Genomic DNA, 18379 nt, shown 5'->3' with positions numbered 1-18379 from the left:
CCCCCGTGTCAGCGCACACCGCGCACACCACGCACACCGCAGAGGCCGAGGTCGAGCTGGCCATCGGGGGCATGACCTGCGCCTCCTGCGCGGCCCGCATCGAGAAGAAGCTCAACCGGATGGACGGCGTGACGGCCGGCGTCAACTACGCCACGGAGAAGGCCCACGTCACCTACGACGGCGCCGCCGTCTCCGTACAGGACCTCATCGCCACGGTCGAGAAGACCGGCTACACCGCGCACGAACCCGCACCCCCGGCGCGTACGGCGCAAGACGCGGCCGCGCCCGCCGCGCAGGCGCCCGACACCCTGCGGCAGCGGCTGATCACGGCCGTGCTCCTCGCGGTGCCGGTGATCGCGATGTCGATGATCCCGGCGCTCCAGTTCGACGACTGGCAGTGGCTCGCCCTCACCCTCACCGCGCCCGTCGTCACGTACGCGGGCTGGCCGTTCCACAAGGCCGCATGGACCAATGCCCGGCACGGCGCGGCGACGATGGACACGCTCATCTCGCTCGGCACGTCCGCCGCGTTCCTGTGGTCGCTGTGGGCGCTGTTCTTCGGCACCGCCGGCATGACCGGCATGACGCACCCGTTCGAACTGACCATCGGCCGCACCGACGGCGCGGGGAACATCTATCTGGAGGCGGCGGCCGGCGTCACCGCGTTCATCCTCGCCGGGCGCTACTTCGAGGCCCGGTCGAAGCGGAAGGCGGGCGCCGCGCTGAAGGCCCTGCTCGAACTGGGCGCCAAGGAGGTCACGGTCCTGCGCGACGGCCGCGAGGTGACCGTGGACACGGCGGACCTCCACGTCGGCGACCGCTTCCTCGTCCGCCCCGGCGAGAAGATCGCCACGGACGGCACCGTGGTCGAGGGTTCCTCGGCCGTGGACGCGTCCATGCTCACCGGCGAGTCCGTCCCGGTCGAGGTCGGCGTCGGCGACACGGTGACCGGCGCGACCCTCAACGCGGGCGGCCGTCTCGTGGTCGAGGCGACCCGCGTCGGCGCGGACACCCAGCTGGCCCGGATGGCGAAGCTGGTCGAGGACGCGCAGAACGGCAAGGCGGCGGCGCAGCGCCTGGCGGACCGGATCTCGGCGGTGTTCGTCCCCGTGGTCATCGCGCTCGCGCTCGGCACCCTGGGCTTCTGGCTGGCGGACGGGGCGGGGCTCACGGCCGCGTTCACGGCGGCGGTCGCGGTCCTGATCATCGCCTGCCCGTGCGCGCTGGGCCTGGCCACACCGACCGCGCTCATGGTCGGCACCGGACGCGGCGCCCAGCTCGGCATCCTGATCAAGGGCCCCGAAGTCCTGGAGTCCACCCGCCGCGTCGACACGATCGTCCTGGACAAGACCGGCACCGTCACCACCGGCCGGATGACCCTCCAGACCGTCCACACCGCCCCCGGAACCACCGAATCCGACGCCCTCCGCCTCGCCGGCGCCCTGGAACACGCCTCCGAACACCCCATCGCCCAGGCCGTGGCGACCGGAGCCGCCGAACGCACCGGCGCCACTCTCCCCACCCCGAAGGACTTCGCCAACGTCCCCGGACTCGGCGTACAGGGCGTGGTCGACGGCCACGCGGTCCTCGTCGGGCGCGAACAGCTCCTCGCGGAGTGGGAGATCCGCCTCCCCGCGGACCTGGCCGCCCGCAAGGCCGAGGCGGAGGCCGCCGGACGGACGGCGATCGCGGTCGCCTGGGACGGTGAGGCCCGCGCGGTCATCGAGGTGGCCGACGCGGTGAAGGACACCAGCGCGGAGGCGATCACCCGCCTGCGCCGCCTCGGCCTGACCCCCATCCTGCTGACCGGGGACAACCGGGCGGTGGCGGAGTCGGTCGCGGCCGAGGTCGGGATCGGCGAGGTCTACGCGGAGGTCATGCCGCAGGACAAGGTGGACGTCGTCAAGCGCCTCCAGGCGGAGGGCCGCTCGGTGGCCATGGTCGGCGACGGGGTGAACGACGCCGCCGCGCTGGCCCAGGCCGACCTGGGCCTGGCCATGGGCACGGGCACCGACGCGGCCATCGAGGCGGGCGACCTGACCCTGGTCCGCGGCGACCTGCGAGCGGCGGCGGACGCGATCCGCCTGGCCCGCCGGACGCTCAGCACCATCCGGACGAACCTGTTCTGGGCCTTCGCGTACAACGTGGCGGCGCTCCCGCTGGCCGCGGCGGGCCTGCTGAACCCGATGATCGCGGGCGCGGCGATGGCGTTCTCGTCGGTGTTCGTGGTCGGCAACTCGCTGAGGCTGCGGAGGTTCCGGGGCGAGGCGTAAACCCGCCCGTCCGTCACACACCGCCCGCGCCGGGTCCGTCCGACGCGGGCGGCGTCGCGTCTACGCGACCCCCCGCCCCATCCGCGCCTCCAGGCGCCCCCGCACGTCCGGCCACTCCTGCGCCGTGATGGAGAAGATCGCCGAATCCCGCAACCGCCCCTCCTCGCCCGGCACCCACGAAGGCGACCAGTTCCGCAGGACGCCCTCGAAGGTGGCGCCCACCGACTGGATCGCGGCCCGGGAACGCCGGTTGCGCGCGTCGGTCTTCAGGTCCACCCGCGAGACGCCCCACTCCTCGAAGGCGTGCCGGAAGAGCAGGTACTTGGACTCGGTGTTCACCCCGGTGCCCTGCGCGGACGCGGCGAGCCAGGTGAAGCCGACCTCGATGGCGGTGAGGCTGTCGTCATCCATCCAGCAGCGCGGCTCCCAGAAGGCCGTGGCCCCGATGACCCGCCCGGACGCCCGGTCCACCTGCACGTAGGGCGCCAGCTTCCCGGCGGCGGCCCTTCCCAACTGGGCGTCGATATAACCCTCGACCTCCCCGGGCCCGGGCACCCAGGTGTATCCGTACGCACTCCGGTTCTCCTGCCCGGCCCGCGACAACCCTTCCGCATGCCGGTGTTCAAGCGGTTCGAGCCGCACCCGAGAACCTTCCAGAACCGGCCCCACCAGCACGAAAGTCATCGCTCACCATCCAGTCGGCACCAAGGAATCAGCGGGCCCACGCCCGCGCGTAGATTCCCAGAGCCCCGCCCCCCATGTCGCCCGAATATGGCCGCACGCCCAACCCGTTGTCAGTCCCCCCGCCTACGCTCCCGACATGACGTTTATCGACAGTGCGTGCGAGTTCCCGGGTCACGAGGTCAACCTCGTGTTCGCCCGGGGCCTGACCCGGTCCGCGCTCGTGGCGGGGCTGCGCGAGCAGCACCGTGAGGCGCTGGCCGAGGGGGAGGCGGGGGGTTGGGCATGGGCGGTGCATGACATGGCCAACTGGGAGATCGAGGACTACGACAACATCGACTACACCCGCCTCTGCGCGTCCGGGGGCGAGATCGTGGTCATCGTGACCGAGCCGTGCAGTGCCAAGGCCCACGGGCCGGACTTCACGTATCTGCGCGACGGGAAGTGGATCGTCCACTTCAGCTTCGAGGACGTGGAACAGCGCGTCGGCGACAACCCTGATTACATGTCGGCCGAACTGCTCGCCGCGAACCTCATAGGCCCCGAGGCGGAATGCCTCGCCTGGGAGACCGATCCGAGCCACGACTGCTACGAGCAGCACGACTCCGACAAGGAGGAGCGGATCGCCCGCGCGATAGCCGCCTGCTTCGGCCTGCCCTCACCGCCGCTCGCCCGGGAGGTGGCGGCGCTGTGACCACGCCGTTCATCGCGCCGGACACGTTTGTCACGTACGCCAAGGGCCTCGACCTTCCCACGTTGAGCGGGATCTACGCGGACCTGGGCCTCCCCGCTCGTACAGAGGGCGCATCCGACGGCTGGGCCTGGCTGACGCACGACGCGGCCACGTACAAGGGCGGCGACCTCGCGACCTGGGCCGGATATCTCACCGGCTTCCGCTACGAGGAACGCTTCGGCAGCCCCAACCCCCTGGAAACCGTGTTCCTGGCCTCCACGCCGGCCTGCGAGTGCGCCCATGGGCAGAACTTCATGGTCCCGCACTGCGAGGCGCACCCGTTCCACTTCATCCACAGCAGGCGCGGTTTCGCGACGACGTACTTCAACATGGGCGCCCGCCGCGAGACCCGCCGCCACGGTGACCTGCTGGTGCGCGAGCTGCTGTCCGCCGGAATCATCGGCCGGGAGACCCCGCGTTACGAGGCCGAGCCCGGGTTCAACGCGGACGGTGCCGTGACCCTGCGGATCATCGCCGACCACTTCGGCCTACCCTCGTCCGCATGACGGACGACCGCGCGCAGTACGAGGAAGCCCTCCGCACCCGCTGGCACGACGCCCTCGTCGCGGCCCGGGGCGGGGCGGACGGCCCCGATCCGCTTCCGTACGCCGAGCACCTCCTCGCCCGCTGGGCCGAGCCGCAGCGCGAGTACCACACGACCGCCCACCTCGCGGCGGTCCTGGACCGCGTCGACACGCTCGCCGGGCATGCCGCGGACGCGGACGCCGTGCGCCTGGCGGCCTGGTTCCACGACGCGGTGTACCGGCCCGACCGGTCGGAGAACGAGGAGCGCAGCGCGGTGCTCGCCGAGCGGGCGCTCCCGGAGGCCGGGGTGCCGGACGCGGTGACCGCGGAGGTCGCGCGGCTCGTCCGGCTCACCGTCACGCACGACCCGGCCGCCGGCGACGCCAACGGAGAGGTGCTGTGCGACGCGGACCTGGCGATCCTGGCGGCGGCGCCGAAGGAGTACGGGGAGTACGCGGCGCAGGTCCGCGAGGAGTACGGGTTCGTGCCGGAGGAGGCGTTCCGGGAGGGCCGGGCGGCGGTGCTGCGGCAGCTCCTGGGGTTGCCGCAGTTGTTCCGTACGCCGTACGGGATGAGGGAGTGGGAGCCGAGGGCGCGGCAGAACCTGCTGACGGAGCTCGAACTGCTCACGCGCTGACCGGGAGCGGCCGTCGGCCGGGGGCCGGCAGCGGGCGGCCGTCGGCCGGGGAATGTCAGGAACGTTTCTGCTGTTGCCACCTGTCATGCCTGACTCCGCCGCGCGCGCCCGTTCCCGTATGCCCCTGGCCGTATACATCCTCGGCCTCTCGGTCTTCGCCCTGGGCACGAGCGAGTTCATGCTCTCCGGGCTGCTGCCTCCGATCGCCGACGACATGGACGTGTCGATTCCGCGCGCCGGACTGCTCATATCCGCGTTCGCGATCGGCATGGTGGTCGGCGCTCCGCTGCTCGCCGTGGCGACGCTGCGGCTGCCGCGCCGCACCACGCTCATCGCGCTGATCTCGGTCTTCGGCCTCGGCCAGGTCGCGGGCGCGCTCGCGCCGACGTACGAGGTGCTGTTCGCGTCCCGCGTGGTCAGCGCTTTCGCGTGCGCCGGTTTCTGGGCGGTCGGGGCGGCCGTCGCCATCGCGATGGTCCCGGTGAACGCGCGGGCCCGCGCCATGGCCGTGATGATCGGCGGGCTGTCGATCGCGAACGTGCTGGGCGTGCCGCTGGGCGCGTTCCTCGGCGAGAACCTGGGCTGGCGGTCGGCGTTCTGGGCGGTCGGCGCGGCCTCGGCGGTGGCCCTGGCCGGTGTGGCGACGCTGATCCCGCGCATCCCGCTGCCGGCCGAGAAGCCGCAGCTGAAGCGGGAGATGGGCATCTACCGCGACCGCCAGGTGTGGCTGTCCATCGTGATCACCGCGCTCGCGGCGGGCGGGGTGTTCTGCGCGTTCAGTTACCTCGCGCCGCTGCTGACCGACGTCGCCGGCCTGGACTCCGGCTGGGTGCCGACCGTGCTGGCGCTGTTCGGTGTGGGCGCCCTCGTCGGTACGACGATCGGCGGCCGGGTCGCGGACGCGCACCTCTTCGGGGTGCTGCTGAGCGGAATCGCCGCGTCCACGGTCTTCCTGGCGGCACTGGCGCTGTTCGCGTCGAACCAGGCGGCCGTGATCACGCTGTCGTTCCTGCTGGGCCTCTCGGCGTTCTACACCGCGCCCGCGCTCAACGCCCGGATGTTCAACGTGGCGGGCGCCGCGCCGACGCTGGCGGGGGCGACGACGACCGCCGCGTTCAACCTGGGCAACACGGGCGGACCGTGGCTCGGCGGCACGGTGATCGACGCGGACTTCGGCTTCGAGGCGACGGCCTGGGCCGGAGCGGCGATGACCGTGGCGGCGCTGGTGACCGTGGTGTTCTCGCTGCGGCTCCAGCGGGCGCGCGGCTCGGCGGCCTCCCGGCTGGTGGCGCAGGGGGCGGGAGCGCCCAAGGGGGCGCCGGTGGAGTCGACGGGGGCCGCGCCGGGCTGAGCCGGGGCGCTCAGGGCGCCGGCCGCCCCTTCGGCCGCCGGAGCCCGGCCGCGGTCAGCCGCCGGACCAGCTCCTTCGAGCCGATCTCCCGCGCCCCGGCCCGCACCGCGTCCTCGTAACTCGCGGCCGGGATGTCGTAGTGGTCGCGCTCGAACGCCCGCGCCGGGGCGCCGATGGACGCCGCGAAGGCGTGCAGCTCCTCGAACGACACATCGCTGACCAGGTGCGACCAGAGGCGCCCGTGGCCGGGCCAGGTCGGCGGGTCGATGTAGAGCGTCATCGCCTCACCGCCGGAGTATCCCGCTGAGCGCGCCGACCGGGGCGACCGCCACCGCGGCCTTGGTGCAGACCCAGTGCGGGTGCGGCCCGAGCTCCGGCTCGACGTCCAGCGCATGGGGGTCGCCCGCGTCGCAGACCGGGCAGAGCGGCCAGCGGCCGTACCGCTCCAGGAGCGCGTCCTGCACGTCCTGGGCGATGAGGCCGACGACGAACTCCGCGCCCTCCGGCCACTGCTCCACCCACCACCGGCGGTGCGTCACGGCGTCCTCGACCAGGGACACGATCTGCGCCTCGGCGACGTCTCCGGCGGCGAGGTCGGCCATGACGAGGGCTCGGGCGGTGTGCAGCGCCTGCTCCTGACGGTCGGGCTGGTCGGGCCGGTCGGACTCCGGCGGATTCTGCTCCATGCAGCCATTGTCCACCTGCCCGGCGGACAGCTCCCCGATCCGACGTCAACCGCTTCTTCCAAAGGTCACACCAAAGAGGGTTGACGGGCCCGGGGCTTGAAAATATCTTTCAAGGGTGACCAATGACCTGAAGGAAAGTTTCATCCTGGACTCGCCGCCGGCCCCGGCGGCCCTCGCCGCCAAGGTGCGGACGCTGGCGCCGTCGATGACCCGCTCGATGCAGCGCGTCGCCGAGGCCGTCGCCGGCGACCCGGCGGGCTGCGCCGCCCTGACGGTCACCGGTCTCGCCGAGCTGACGGGCACCAGCGAGGCGACGGTGGTCCGCACCGCCCGCCTCCTGGGGTATCCGGGCTATCGCGACCTGCGCCTCGCGCTCGCAGGGCTCGCCGCCCACCAGGAGTCCGGGCGCGCCCCCGCCGTCACCGCGGACATAGCGGTGGACGACCCCATCGCCGACGTCGTCGCCAAGCTGGCCTACGACGAGCAGCAGACCCTCGCCGACACGGCCGCCGGGCTCGACACGGTGCAGCTGGGCGCCGCGGTCGCCGCCGCCGCCACGGCCCGCCGGATCGACATCTACGGGGTGGGCGCGTCCTCCCTCGTCGGCCAGGACCTGGCCCAGAAGCTGGCCCGGATCGGCCTCATCGCCCACTCCCACACGGACCCGCACCTCGCGGTGACCAACGCCGTGCAGCTCCGCTCCGGCGACATGGCCATCGCGATCACGCACTCCGGCTCGACGGGCGACGTCATAGAGCCGCTGCGCGTCGCCTTCGACCGGGGCGCGACGACGGTCGCGATCACCGGCCGCCCCGACGGCCCCGTCACGCAGTACGCGGACCACGTGCTGACGACGTCCACGGCGCGCGAGAGCGAGCTGCGCCCGGCCGCCATGTCGAGCCGCACCAGCCAGCTCCTGGTGGTCGACTGCCTGTTCATAGGCGTCGCCCAGCGTACGTACGAGACGGCCGCCCCGGCCCTCGCCGCCTCCTACGAGGCGCTGGCCCACCGCCACACCCCGCGCACCACCCGCTGACCGTCACCCGGACACCCTCCGGCAGCACCCCGCACCCGCCCCGCACCCCCACGCCGTACGAGAAAGCAGAGCCGCTCTCCATGACCTCCCTCACCGACGCCACCCCCGACGGCTACGGCGAGCTGCGCGCCCAGCTCGCGACCCTCACCACCGAGGCGTTCCGCCCGGAGCTCGCCGAGATCGACCGGCTGGCCACCGCGGAGATCGCCCGGATCATGAACGGCGAGGACCGGACCGTCCCGGCCGCCGTCGCCGAGCGGCTTCCCGAGATCGCCGCCGCGATCGACGCCACCGCCGAGCGCATGGCCCGCGGCGGCCGGCTGATCTACGCGGGCGCGGGCACCGCGGGCCGGCTGGGCGTGCTGGACGCCAGCGAGTGCCCGCCCACGTTCAACACGGACCCGGCCGACGTCATCGGCCTGATCGCGGGCGGCCCGTCCGCCATGGTCACCGCCGTCGAGGGCGCGGAGGACAGCAAGGAGCTGGCCGCCGCCGACCTGGAGGCGCTGGAGCTCACCGCCGACGACACGGTGGTCGGCATCTCCGCCTCGGGCCGCACGCCGTACGCGATCGGGGCCGTGGAGCACGCCCGCGCGAAGGGCGCCCTGACCATCGGCCTGTCGTGCAACGCGGACTCCGCGCTGGGCGCCGCCGCCGAGCACCCCCTGGAGGTCGTCGTCGGCCCCGAGCTGCTGACCGGCTCCACCCGGCTCAAGGCGGGCACGGCGCAGAAGCTCGTGCTCAACATGATCTCGACCATCACGATGATCCGCCTCGGCAAGACGTACGGGAACCTCATGGTCGACGTGCGTGCCTCCAACGAGAAGCTGCGGGCCCGCTCCCGGCGCATCGTCGCGCTGGCCACCGGCGCGCCCGACGAGGAGATCGAGGCGGCGCTCGCCGCCACGGACGGCGAGGTGAAGAACGCCATCCTGACGATCCTCGGCCAGGTCGACGGCCCCACGGCCGCCGCGCTCCTGTCCGAGTCGGACGGCCACCTCCGCGCCGCACTCGCCGCCGCCCCCCGCACCACCTGACCTGCCGCACCACCTCTCCCTCGCACAGCAAGGCACCACGCACCATGGCTACAGAAGACAAGAACCGCGCCACTGCCGCCGCGATCCTTCCGCTCGTCGGTGGCGCCGCGAACGTCAGCTCCATCGCCCACTGCATGACCCGGCTCCGGCTCGGGCTGCACGACCGTTCGCTCGTCCAGGACGACGCGCTGAAGGCCGTCCCCGCGGTCATGGGCGTGGTCGAGGACGACACGTACCAGATCGTCCTCGGTCCCGGTACGGTCGCCCGCGTCACGCCGGAGTTCGAGAAGCTGGTCGAGGAGGGCAAGGCCGAGGCCCCCGCCCCGGCCGACGCCGCCCCGCTCACGGCGGAGGAGCTGGCCGCGCAGGGCGCCGCGATGAAGGCGGCCCGCAAGGCGAAGAACGCGACGCCGTTCAAGCTGTTCCTGCGCAAGATCGCCAACATCTTCGTGCCGCTGATCCCGGCCCTGATCGGCTGCGGCATCATCGCCGGGCTCAACGGCCTGCTGGTCAACCTCGCATGGCTGCCCTCCGTCACCCCCGCCCTCGCCGCGATGGCCTCCGGCTTCATGGCGCTCATCGCGGTCTTCGTCGGCTACAACACGGCGAAGGAGTTCGGCGGCACGCCGATCCTGGGCGGTGCGGTGGCGGCGATCATCGTCTTCCCCGGCGTCGCGAACATCGAGGCGTTCGGCCAGAAGCTCTCCCCCGGCCAGGGCGGCGTGCTCGGCGCCCTGGGCGCGGCGGTGCTCGCCGTGTACGTGGAGAAGTGGTGCCGCCGCTGGGTGCCCGAGGCGCTGGACGTGCTGGTCACGCCGACGCTGACGGTCCTCGTCTCCGGCCTGGTCACGATCTTCGGCCTGATGTACGTGGCGGGTGAGGTCTCCACCGCGATCGGCGACTTCGCCGACTGGCTGCTGTCCAACGGCGGCGCGGGCGCGGGCCTGATCCTGGGCGGCTTCTTCCTCCCGCTGGTGATGCTGGGCCTGCACCAGGCGCTGATCCCGATCCACACCACGCTCATCGAGCAGCAGGGCTACACGGTCCTCCTCCCGATCCTCGCCATGGCCGGTGCCGGCCAGGTCGGCGCGGCCATCGCCACGTACTTCCGCCTCCCGCGCAACGAGTCGATCCGCAAGACCATCAAGTCCGCCCTGCCCGCCGGCTTCCTGGGCGTCGGTGAACCCCTGATCTACGGCGTCTCGCTCCCCCTGGGCCGCCCGTTCATCACGGCCTGCGTGGGCGGTGCGTTCGGCGGCGCGTTCGTCGGCTTCTTCAACCAGCTGGGCGACGCGGTCGGCTCCACCGCGATCGGCCCCTCCGGCTGGGCCCTGTTCCCCCTCCTCGACGGCAACCACGGCCTGGGCGCCACGATCGCGATCTACGCGGGCGGCCTCGTCGTCGGCTACCTCGCGGGCTTCCTCGCCACGTACTTCTTCGGCTTCAGCAAGGAACTCCTGGCGGAGTTCAACGTGAGCCAGGAGGAGGCCACCGCCCCGACGACGGCGGCCCCGACGACGGCGGCCACGGCGACCGGGACGGCGAAGGAGCCCGCGTCGGTCTGAGGCCGCGCACCAGGACCCACCCCGCAACGGAAACGGCGGCGCCCACACGGGTGCCGCCGTTCCGCGTTCACCCGTTCCGCGTTCACCGACCCCGACCCGGCGGCGGGCCCGCCTGATTCACCCCTCCGCACGCACCGCGTCCGCGGCCCGGTCCCCCGTCCGTACGGTCACCAGCGCGATCCCCGCACAGCACACCGCCAGCAGCAGGAGCTCGGCGGGTGACGGAGCGGTCGCGCCGCCCAGCGCCCAGTCACCGAGCCGGACGGTGAACGGAACGGCCAGTTGCACGGCGGCCGTGAAGACCGGCCCCCGGCGCAGGATCAGACGGTGCTGTACGAGGTAGGCGGGCGCGTACACGACCGCTCCGAGCACGACGATCCCGCCCGCCGCGCCGGGACCCGGCGGGTGCGCGATCAGCGTGGGCAGCGCCATCGGGAGCAGCAGGCACGTGGCCGCCGCGAGCAGCACCGGCAGCACGGCGAGCGGCGGCAGCCCCGACAGCCGTCGCCGGTAGAGGAATCCGTACACCGCGAAGGCGACCGTCGCGGCCGCCACGAGCAGGAGCCCCCCACCGGCGAGGTCCCCCGCGTCCGCGCCCAGCGCCGCGTACCCGGCGGCCGCCGCACAGGCCAGCACGGCGCCACCGGCCCGGCGCGGCCCCGACCGTTCCCCGAAGAACAGGGCGCCCACGGCCACCGAGGCGCACGGCATCAGCGCGACCACGAGGTTGGTGAGCGAGATGCCGATGCGCGGGATGGCGAGCAGCGTACCGGCGGCGTACCCGGCGAAGCCGAGGAGGCCCAGCAGCCACACGGTTCCCGGCCGCCCCGCGGCCCGCCGCAGGTCGGCCCGCCCGCTCGCGGACGACGCGGCGACAGCGGTCAGGACCAGGCAGCACACGGCGGTCCGCCCCACCGCCACGGTCAGCGGTTCCGTCCCGGTGACCAGGGCTCCGGACAGCAGCCAGGTCCCGGCGAGCAGCAGGATGAGAACGATCGGCACCGGAGGTCCTCTCACCCCTCCAGCGTCGCCGCGTGGAGCGTCGCGTTGCCGTCTCCGGCCGCACTGTGTGAGGTCCTGACCTGGTACGTGACCGTGAGGGTGGCGTCCGCCGAGGCCGCCGCGAACCGCAGCTCGGCCGTTCCGTACGCGCTGCCCGCCGCGGCGTCGAAGGTGCCCCGCCACACGGGCGCGGAGCCGTCGCTGAGGGTCGCCGTCAGCTCCCCCTCCGCGCTCCAGGCGCCGAGGTGGATCCGCAGCCGGCGTACGGAACGCACTGCCGGGACCGTGAACCGGAAGCCGTTGCGGACCCCCCGGACGTAAACGGCGGTGCCGGTCGCCGTGACGGCGGCCGCCTGGGCTCCGTCGCTCCAGGTGTAGGTGACCTTGCTGTCACCGAGCCGTGCCGGAGTGGCGAGCCCCAGGGTGGCGAGTGCGCCGATGGACGGCGACGCGGTGGCCTTGCGGTCGGTGTCGCCTACCGCCGTCCGCCCCCAGTGCACCCAGTCGATGCCGCCCCCCGCCGTGAGGTCCACGTCCCCCGGCGTGGCGCGGCTCATCGTTCCGGCGAGGGTTCCGCCGGCCGCGGGGCCACCGGCGCGGGTGATCACGTAGGTCTGCCCCGTCGCCGCTGTGAACGTGTACGTGCCGTCGGCGACCAAGGTGACCTTGCGCGCGGGCCCCGGCTTCCCGTGCGCCCCGGTCATCCGCACCTCGGGCGCCGCTCCCGGCCAGGGGGAGGCCAGCCGCAGCGGCCCGGCGGCACCGGCGACCAGGGTGATGGCGCCGACCCGGCCGTCGGTCAGCGAGCCGCTGACGACGTGACCGCCCTTGGTGCGGAGCCGGGTGAACGAGGCATCGCGCTCGGCCGGCCAGCCGGGGAAGAAGCTCAGGGTCTCCGACTCGCCGCCGAGGAGCATCGAGTTGACCATCTCGATGTTGGCGACGGTCTCGATCCCGCCGCCGCTCTGCTCGTACGTGAGGTTGGAGGCGCGCCAGCGCTTGGCGGTCTGGATGCCGAACTTGGCCAGCAGGTCGGTGCCGTTCCACCCGGTCCGGGCGGCCATGACGAACGTCTTGGCGTAGCCGTTGGTGGAGTGGCCCCAGGAGTTCATGAGGCGCAGGGTGTCCTGGGCCCGCAGCACGTCCGCGTCCGCCGCACCGCGCTGGATGTTCTCGGCGGGGTGGACGACTCCTTCGAGGTTGATGGGCTGGTCGCCCACCACGAACGCGGAGTGCGCCGGGTCGATGGTCTCCGCGAGGGTGTAGACGGACGTGCCCGCGTACGTGCCGGTGGGAAGGTCCGAGACGGTGTCGAGGACGTGCTGCCGGTGGGCACGCACCGCGCGGTCGACGCCCAGCACCCGGGAGGTCTCGATGAGAGTGCGGTAAACGGTCCGGATGTATCCGAGGTCGAGGCCGGCGTTGAAGTCGTCCCAGCCCTCGTGGGAGCCGCTGTGCTCGACGACGTAACGGGACGCCGACGCGTCCCACGTCATGTAGTCGTCCCAGAACGCGGCCAGCTCCTCGAGCGCCGGGTACAACTCCTCGCGCAGGTAGGAGACTTCCCGGTAGTACTCCCAGCGCCAGATCGCGGGGATGACCGCGAAGCTCCCGTTGGACTTCTGGTCGACGAGCGCGTCCGGGTTCTTCTGTGGCGCGACGGGCGTGGCCGGGGGCGCGGACCGCCCGGTGTGCCGTCCCATGAACGTACGGCTGAAGCAGACGCCCCGGTAGCCGAGAGCGGCCGTTCTGGCGCGCTGGAAGGGCAGTTCGTCGAGGACCGTGCGGCTGTAGGCGCGCAGGAGCTCGGGCCGGTTGGTGGACCCGGCACCGTAGAACGGCGCTTCGAAGTTGTAGTTGAGGAAGTACATGTCTCCCCAGGAGTTGGTGTCACTGGTGACCCAGGGACCCCACAGACCCGGCGAGAGCTTCCCGGCCCGCACGCACGAGCCGAGCACGTATAGCGCGCCGTAGTAGTAGCGCTCGAGCTCCGCGTCTCCGCCGAGTGAGACGTACGAACGGAGCCAGTACGCCCTCCACCACGCGCGGTGGGCGTCGCGGAGCGCGCCGACCCGGTGGCCGTCCAGAGCGAGGGCCGCCTTCGCGGCCTGCCCGGCGAGCGTCGGGGCCGACGGGCCGCCCGCGCCCGGTCGGGCGTCGCCCCGCACCTCGGTGACGATCGTCACCGGTGAACCGGCCGTGAGGGTGAAGGTGCCCGTGGCGGCCTCCGCCCCGGCCGAGGCGGCCGAGAACGACCCCCCGAGCAGACGCACGGCCACGGCCTGTGTGGAACGCCAGTCCTCGGTGCCGCCGCCGCCCTCCCGGGTGAGGCACAGCACGGAACCGCCGGCGGCGACGGACGCGGTGGTCGGATAGCTGAGGCCGTGGCCGGGCGCGGAGTCGGTCGCCGTGAGGTCCAGCGTGAGCGTGGTGTCTGCCGCGCCGCGAGGCGTCGACGCCTCGGTCACGAGGGTGTTGCCCGTCTCGCTCAGCCAGGAGGTGAGGGTGACGGTCTGCCCGCCGAGCTGGACGACGGACCTGACCTCGGCGGTCCTGATGTCCTGGGTCACGCGGTACACGGAGCCGGGCGCCGGGGACGGGTCCGGGGAGGAGATCCGCAGCTGGGCGAGGGTGAGTACGGAGTCGCGGATCTCGTTCGCGTAGTCGATCCAGGTCCGGCCCATGTGTTCCATCCGGGCGAGGCGGAAGCTCTGCGCGTCGGCCGCGTGGTCCCCGACGACGACGCCCAGGTCCCCGTTGCCGAGCAGCGCGCCCTGAGTGAACCCCTTGGTGACGACGGCCGCGGGCGGCGCGGTGGCGACCCCCTGGATCGCGTCGAGGCGGGTCCGGAACGCCTCCCATTCGAAACCGTCCGCGGCCATGCCCGCGCGGCGGGTGTCCGCCGCGGCCGGTACGGGAAGCAGCGGAACGAGTGAGGCGGCGCCGAGCAGGCCGAGCGTGGTGCGGCGGCTGAGGAAAGAGCCGGTCATGCGGGACCTCCGGGACAAAGGGGCAGGAACGGTGGCCCCTCCGCGGACAGAGGGGCCACCGGGCGGAAAAGCCGTCAGGGACGGACGCTGAGCCGGTACGTGGCCTTCGCGTCGGGCAGTCCGGCCGTGCTGTGGGCCGTGACGGTGAAGGTGGACGCCGAGGGCCGGACCGGCGTCCCCGTGATGCCCCCGGTGTCCTCGTTCAGCCGGAGCCCGCGGGGCAGGGCGCCCCCGGTGAGTTCGAAGCGGACCGTGGCGGGGGTGTTCGTGGTCAGCCCGGTCTCGTAGAGCCGGTGCGTGGTGGCGGTCGGCAGCGGTGCCGTGCTCAGCCGGGGAGTCGGCTTGACGACGTCCTCGGCAGCGCCGACCGGGTGGCCGTCGGCGTCGAGTTCCTGGAGCGACCACTTCTCGCCCGGGGTGACCACCGCGAGGTGCCACTGGGTGGTCCGGTCCCTCAGGCGGGCTCGCTGCGCGTCGGTGAACGCACCGAGATTCCGGGCTGTTTCCCACTGCTTGACCGCGTCGAGCAGCTGCCGCCCGTGCGCGCCGCTGCTGGTGAGCCCGGCGACCGTCGCCTGGAATCCGGCACCGGCGTTGAGGCCCGCGCCCCTCGCGAGCACGCTCTCGACGCTCTGCAGACTCTCCGTGCCGGACAGCTTGATCCAGCCCAGCATCCCCGGCAGGAAGTTGTCCTGGTAGAAGGCATTGTTGAGGTAGACCTGGTCCATGCTGGTGACGCCCACTTCGCCCCAGCTCGCCCGAGTGAGCGCGTCCCAGGTGTTGGAGGTCATCCGGCTCGTCTCGGTGACGAAGCCGTCCTTGGCCGCGTTCTGCCGGTACGTGCCGTTGATCAGGCGGGCCTGGCCGTAGTTGCCCCAGCCGGACTCCGAGGCCGACTCCACCCCATCGTACGAATTGGCCATGATGCCGGTGGACTTCCAGGCGGCTGCCAGCCGGGTGGCGATCTCGTCGATGACGCCGCGCCCGCCGATGGCACCGTTGTAGCTGTTGACGACGAGCCGGGCGGCCCGGTCCCCGGTGGCGTGGGCGGTGGCGGCGGAACTCCACTGGGCCCGGTGCAGCCCTGTCACCTCCCACTCGGCTCCGACCTGCCGGGCCGCGTCGTATCCGATGAACTCGTCGCCGACGCGCAGGACGCGATTGCGTACCCCGGTGCCGAGCAGCGTGCCGGAGTCGAGGTAGAGGGTGGTGTCGTCGGCCGTCAGGGGCCGGGTCAGCGCGGCGCGGCCACCTGTCGCGAGCCGGTCGTCGGGCGGTGCCGCCGTGACGTACGGGTCGTTCGTGCTGATGAAGTCGGAGATGGTGTGCACCCCGAGCCGTACGCCGTTGGCCGCGGCGATGTCCACCGCTGCGGCGGCACCGGCGTCACTGCCGCCGAGTGTGGAGTCGAACTGGTAGTGGCCCGTCGACTGCCAAGGCCCGACCGAGTTGTCGAGGGAGTAGATGTAGTCGATGCCGGCGGCCTTCGCGAAGGCGGAACCCGCCGCGATGTTGCTGGTCTTCAGGTCGCGCAGCACGAGGAATGACTGGCTGCTCGCCTGGGCGGCCTTCTGCCACTGACCGTTCTGTGTCGGGTAGGGCAGCCCTTCCCCGGCCGCGATGTCCGACAGCACGGTCGGGGTCATCTCGGGGGTGGAGCCGAACAGCGCGACCTTGGAACCGGTGGTCCTGCCACTGGTCCCGGGCAGTGGCCCGACGGGAATCCGGTAGCCGCCGGTGTTCTGCCGCTCACGTTCCTTCGTGTAGTCGTACGTGAAGGAGCGCAGCACCGAGCCCCACGGGGTCCGGCCCGCGGCGCTCCATTCCTCGTGGGCGGCCACCTGGAGCTTTGAGGGGTTGTTCTCGACCTCGTTCTCCCACCCGTACTGCTGGTACTCCTGCGGCCAGGCGCCCTCCGTCCGGTCGGTGAGCGGCCGCAGCCCGATCGCGAAGTCCGCGTCGCGCACCACCCCGACGGTCTCGCCGACGGTCTCGGTGACGGAGGTGGCCAGCGGGCCCCAGAGCAGCGTCTGCACGTCCGTTCCGGGCCGGGCGTCCACGCGGACCGCCTCCAAGGTGACGTAACCGTCCTTGTCCGTCACCCGGACATCGACGCGGAAGCCCGCCTTCCGGCTGGTGAAGGTCAGGAGCCCGCCGTCCTTCCCGGAGCGCCGGACCCGGTCGGGCCGCTCCTGCCGGCCATCGACGACCAGGCTGACCAGGGAGGCGGCCTTCCCGGCCGCCAGGTGGTCCCGGCCGGTCCGAACGTCGCGGAGGGCGGTGACGGTCCCGGCGGAGTCCAGGCCGATGCGCAGGTATCCGGCCGCGATCTCCACCGCGGTGCGGGCGTCGCTGGAAGCCGTGGCGGACGCGGCACCGGGGCCCTCCGCACCGGTCGCCGGCACAGCGGCCGCGACGCTCAGGCTCAGTACGACGGCACCGGCCCCGACGGCGGTACCCCATATACGTGCACGCTGCATTCGCTGTCCCTTTCACGAGAAAGTACGGAGCGGAGGAGCTGGGAGCTGCGGGGAGCCGGGCTCAGAGCCGGACGACCTGGCCCGTCACACGGGCTCGCTCGGCGGCGAAGACCACGCGGTGGCTGTCGCGGCTCTCCCGGGCTCCGGTGAGCAGGAGATCCGGGCGCCCTTCGTGGTGGGCGCGGACGAAGGCGTCGACCAGGCCGGCGTCACCGCCGCCGTGTCCTTCGGCGCCCGAGGAGCCGCCGTTGTCCGTGTCGATCACGGTGCGTTCGTCGGTGGTGAAGTCGTAGATCTCGATGGTGCGTCCGTCACCCGTGAGCTGGCCGCGGGTGCCGAAGATCTTGGTGTGCCGGTTCTCCTGCGGGGTGAAGGCGGTGAGAGTGAAGGAGGCGGTGGCCCCTCCCTCGTACTGGAGGTTGACGACCTGGTGGTCCACCACGTCGTTGTCGCTGCGGTAGACGCAGCGCCCGTACGGGCCTTCGGCCATCGCCTTCTCGACCGACTCCTCGGTCATCTCCTCGGCGGCGATCCGGGTGAAGTACCGCTTGACCCCGCCTTCGCGCAGGCCGATCTGGTAGAGCTTGCGCGCCGAGTACGGGCAGTCCGGCTCGACCGCGCAGGACACGCACCGCTCCCCCGCCCCTTGCGGCGCGTTCTCGGCGCGGAAGTGCCGCAGCGAGCCGAAGGACGAGACCGCCTCGACGGGCCTGCCGACGATGTGACCGAGCCAGTCGATGTCGTGGCAGGACTTGGTGAGCAGGGCGAAGCTCGAGAGGTCTTCGCGCCGCCAGTTGCCGCGTACGAAGGAGTGCGCGAAGTGCCAGTAGCCGACCGGTTCGAGGTGCTGGACGCTTACGATGTCGCCGATGCGTCCCTGGTCGACGAGGGCCTTGACCTTCCTGCTGTACGGCGAGTACCGCATCACGTGGCACACCGTGACGGAGACGCCCGCCGCCTCGGCCGCCGCCGCGATGCGCGCGCACTCCTCGGCGTCGGTGGCCATCGGTTTCTCCAGCAGGATGTCGTACCCCCGGGCGGCGAACGCCTCGGCGGCCTCGACGTGCTGGGCGTCCTGGACCGCGATGACGACGGCGTCGGCGAGGCGCGGTGCGGCGGCCATCAGGCGCCAGTCGGTGTAGCGGTGCCCGGCGGGCACCCCGTGGCGGTCGGCGAGCTCGTCGCGCCGCGCGGTGCGCGGTTCGGCCACCGCGACGAGGGCGACGGGGGTGTCGCCCTCCGCGGCGAGATTCGCGTATCCGGTGCCCCGGGCGCCCGCACCTGCGAGGGCGAGCGTCAGCGGCCGGTCCAGTGGGCGGCCCTGGTGCGAGGAGAGGTTGCTGAAGACCTGGTCGGTCGCGTCCACATGCGTAACGGTCACGG

15 protein-coding genes are annotated in these 18379 nt (G+C 72.6%); 8 read left to right on the top strand and 7 right to left on the bottom strand.

Features of this window, described 5'->3' with window-relative positions; genetic code table 11:
- Nucleotides 1–5: 5 nt before the first annotated feature.
- Nucleotides 6–2273, top strand: coding sequence for a heavy metal translocating P-type ATPase (locus ACLQ2N_RS22960; RefSeq protein WP_425815935.1), 2268 nt, complete (start codon nucleotides 6–8; stop codon nucleotides 2271–2273).
- A 60-nt stretch (nucleotides 2274–2333) separates the two neighbouring features.
- On the opposite strand, the gene ACLQ2N_RS22955 is transcribed toward ACLQ2N_RS22960, so the two are convergent.
- Nucleotides 2334–2957, bottom strand: coding sequence for a GNAT family N-acetyltransferase (locus ACLQ2N_RS22955; RefSeq protein WP_425815933.1), 624 nt, complete (start codon nucleotides 2955–2957; stop codon nucleotides 2334–2336).
- A gap of 136 nt (nucleotides 2958–3093) precedes the next feature.
- Here ACLQ2N_RS22955 and ACLQ2N_RS22950 point away from each other — a divergent pair, with 136 nt between their 5' ends.
- From ACLQ2N_RS22950 to ACLQ2N_RS22935, 4 genes are all read left to right on the top strand, one after another.
- Entirely contained in the window at nucleotides 3094–3648 is a 555-nt protein-coding gene (locus ACLQ2N_RS22950; protein WP_425815931.1) for a hypothetical protein, read from the top strand.
- Nucleotides 3645–4193, top strand: coding sequence for a hypothetical protein (locus ACLQ2N_RS22945; protein WP_425815929.1), 549 nt, complete (start codon nucleotides 3645–3647; stop codon nucleotides 4191–4193). Before ACLQ2N_RS22950 ends, ACLQ2N_RS22945 begins: the two co-directional genes overlap by 4 nt.
- Nucleotides 4190–4849 carry an HD domain-containing protein gene (locus ACLQ2N_RS22940; RefSeq protein ID WP_425815927.1) on the top strand — a complete coding sequence of 220 codons (660 nt, stop codon included), beginning with the start codon at nucleotides 4190–4192 and terminating at the stop codon, nucleotides 4847–4849. The genes ACLQ2N_RS22945 and ACLQ2N_RS22940 overlap by 4 nt, the downstream gene beginning before the upstream one ends.
- A 118-nt stretch (nucleotides 4850–4967) precedes the next feature.
- Nucleotides 4968–6200, top strand: coding sequence for a Cmx/CmrA family chloramphenicol efflux MFS transporter (locus ACLQ2N_RS22935; protein ID WP_425815925.1), 1233 nt, complete (start codon nucleotides 4968–4970; stop codon nucleotides 6198–6200).
- Between the two features lie 10 nt (nucleotides 6201–6210).
- Here ACLQ2N_RS22935 and ACLQ2N_RS22930 read toward each other — a convergent pair whose 3' ends face one another.
- Nucleotides 6211–6480 carry a DUF4031 domain-containing protein gene (locus ACLQ2N_RS22930; protein WP_365679136.1) on the bottom strand — a complete coding sequence of 90 codons (270 nt, stop codon included), beginning with the start codon at nucleotides 6478–6480 and terminating at the stop codon, nucleotides 6211–6213.
- Nucleotides 6481–6484: 4 nt separating this feature from the next.
- Nucleotides 6485–6886: a hypothetical protein gene (locus ACLQ2N_RS22925; protein ID WP_425815923.1), complete on the bottom strand. Its 402-nt coding sequence runs from the start codon at nucleotides 6884–6886 to the stop codon at nucleotides 6485–6487.
- Nucleotides 6887–7001: 115 nt separating this feature from the next.
- On the opposite strand from ACLQ2N_RS22925, the gene ACLQ2N_RS22920 reads away from it, so the two are divergent.
- The 3 genes from ACLQ2N_RS22920 (at nucleotide 7002) to ACLQ2N_RS22910 (ending at nucleotide 10524) form a co-directional block, all read left to right on the top strand.
- Nucleotides 7002–7922: a MurR/RpiR family transcriptional regulator gene (locus ACLQ2N_RS22920; RefSeq protein ID WP_425815921.1), complete on the top strand. Its 921-nt coding sequence runs from the start codon at nucleotides 7002–7004 to the stop codon at nucleotides 7920–7922.
- 80 nt (nucleotides 7923–8002) lie between these two features.
- Nucleotides 8003–8959 (top strand): N-acetylmuramic acid 6-phosphate etherase, encoded by a 957-nt coding sequence (gene murQ, locus ACLQ2N_RS22915; RefSeq protein WP_425815919.1) that lies wholly within the window; start codon nucleotides 8003–8005, stop codon nucleotides 8957–8959.
- A gap of 44 nt (nucleotides 8960–9003) precedes the next feature.
- Nucleotides 9004–10524 carry a PTS transporter subunit EIIC gene (locus tag ACLQ2N_RS22910; RefSeq protein ID WP_425815917.1) on the top strand — a complete coding sequence of 507 codons (1521 nt, stop codon included), beginning with the start codon at nucleotides 9004–9006 and terminating at the stop codon, nucleotides 10522–10524.
- A 117-nt stretch (nucleotides 10525–10641) separates the two neighbouring features.
- Here ACLQ2N_RS22910 and ACLQ2N_RS22905 read toward each other — a convergent pair whose 3' ends face one another.
- The 4 genes from ACLQ2N_RS22905 to ACLQ2N_RS22890 form a co-directional block, all read right to left on the bottom strand.
- Nucleotides 10642–11526 carry a DMT family transporter gene (locus ACLQ2N_RS22905; RefSeq protein ID WP_425815915.1) on the bottom strand — a complete coding sequence of 295 codons (885 nt, stop codon included), beginning with the start codon at nucleotides 11524–11526 and terminating at the stop codon, nucleotides 10642–10644.
- A gap of 11 nt (nucleotides 11527–11537) precedes the next feature.
- Nucleotides 11538–14516: a glycosyl hydrolase family 95 catalytic domain-containing protein gene (locus ACLQ2N_RS22900; RefSeq protein WP_425815913.1), complete on the bottom strand. Its 2979-nt coding sequence runs from the start codon at nucleotides 14514–14516 to the stop codon at nucleotides 11538–11540.
- Nucleotides 14517–14590: 74 nt separating this feature from the next.
- The gene (locus ACLQ2N_RS22895; protein ID WP_425815911.1) at nucleotides 14591–16996 is read right to left on the bottom strand and encodes an Ig domain-containing protein; all 2406 of its coding nucleotides are present in this window, start codon (nucleotides 16994–16996) and stop codon (nucleotides 14591–14593) included.
- 61 nt (nucleotides 16997–17057) lie between these two features.
- Nucleotides 17058–18377 carry a Gfo/Idh/MocA family protein gene (locus ACLQ2N_RS22890; RefSeq protein WP_425815909.1) on the bottom strand — a complete coding sequence of 440 codons (1320 nt, stop codon included), beginning with the start codon at nucleotides 18375–18377 and terminating at the stop codon, nucleotides 17058–17060.
- Between the last annotated feature and the right edge of the window lie 2 nt (nucleotides 18378–18379).

This window comes from Streptomyces sp. DT224 (assembly GCF_049844595.1).
Taxonomy (GTDB): domain Bacteria; phylum Actinomycetota; class Actinomycetes; order Streptomycetales; family Streptomycetaceae; genus Streptomyces.
The sequence above is the reverse complement of the archived record's forward strand: the minus strand, read 5'-3'. Positions and strand labels throughout refer to the sequence as shown.

Bases quoted from the DNA above. Each gene is read 5' to 3' on its own strand.
- ACLQ2N_RS22955 (WP_425815933.1), bottom strand. From the start codon at position 2,957: ATGACTTTCGTGCTGGTGGGGCCGGTTCTGGAAGGTTCTCGGGTGCGG.
- ACLQ2N_RS22950 (WP_425815931.1), top strand. From the start codon at position 3,094: ATGACGTTTATCGACAGTGCGTGCGAGTTCCCGGGTCACGAGGTCAAC.
- ACLQ2N_RS22940 (WP_425815927.1), top strand. From the start codon at position 4,190: ATGACGGACGACCGCGCGCAGTACGAGGAAGCCCTCCGCACCCGCTGG.
- ACLQ2N_RS22935 (WP_425815925.1), top strand. From the start codon at position 4,968: ATGCCCCTGGCCGTATACATCCTCGGCCTCTCGGTCTTCGCCCTGGGC.
- ACLQ2N_RS22930 (WP_365679136.1), bottom strand. From the start codon at position 6,480: ATGACGCTCTACATCGACCCGCCGACCTGGCCCGGCCACGGGCGCCTC.
- ACLQ2N_RS22925 (WP_425815923.1), bottom strand. From the start codon at position 6,886: ATGGAGCAGAATCCGCCGGAGTCCGACCGGCCCGACCAGCCCGACCGT.
- murQ (WP_425815919.1), top strand. From the start codon at position 8,003: ATGACCTCCCTCACCGACGCCACCCCCGACGGCTACGGCGAGCTGCGC.
- ACLQ2N_RS22910 (WP_425815917.1), top strand. From the start codon at position 9,004: ATGGCTACAGAAGACAAGAACCGCGCCACTGCCGCCGCGATCCTTCCG.
- ACLQ2N_RS22900 (WP_425815913.1), bottom strand. From the start codon at position 14,516: ATGACCGGCTCTTTCCTCAGCCGCCGCACCACGCTCGGCCTGCTCGGC.
- ACLQ2N_RS22895 (WP_425815911.1), bottom strand. From the start codon at position 16,996: ATGCAGCGTGCACGTATATGGGGTACCGCCGTCGGGGCCGGTGCCGTC.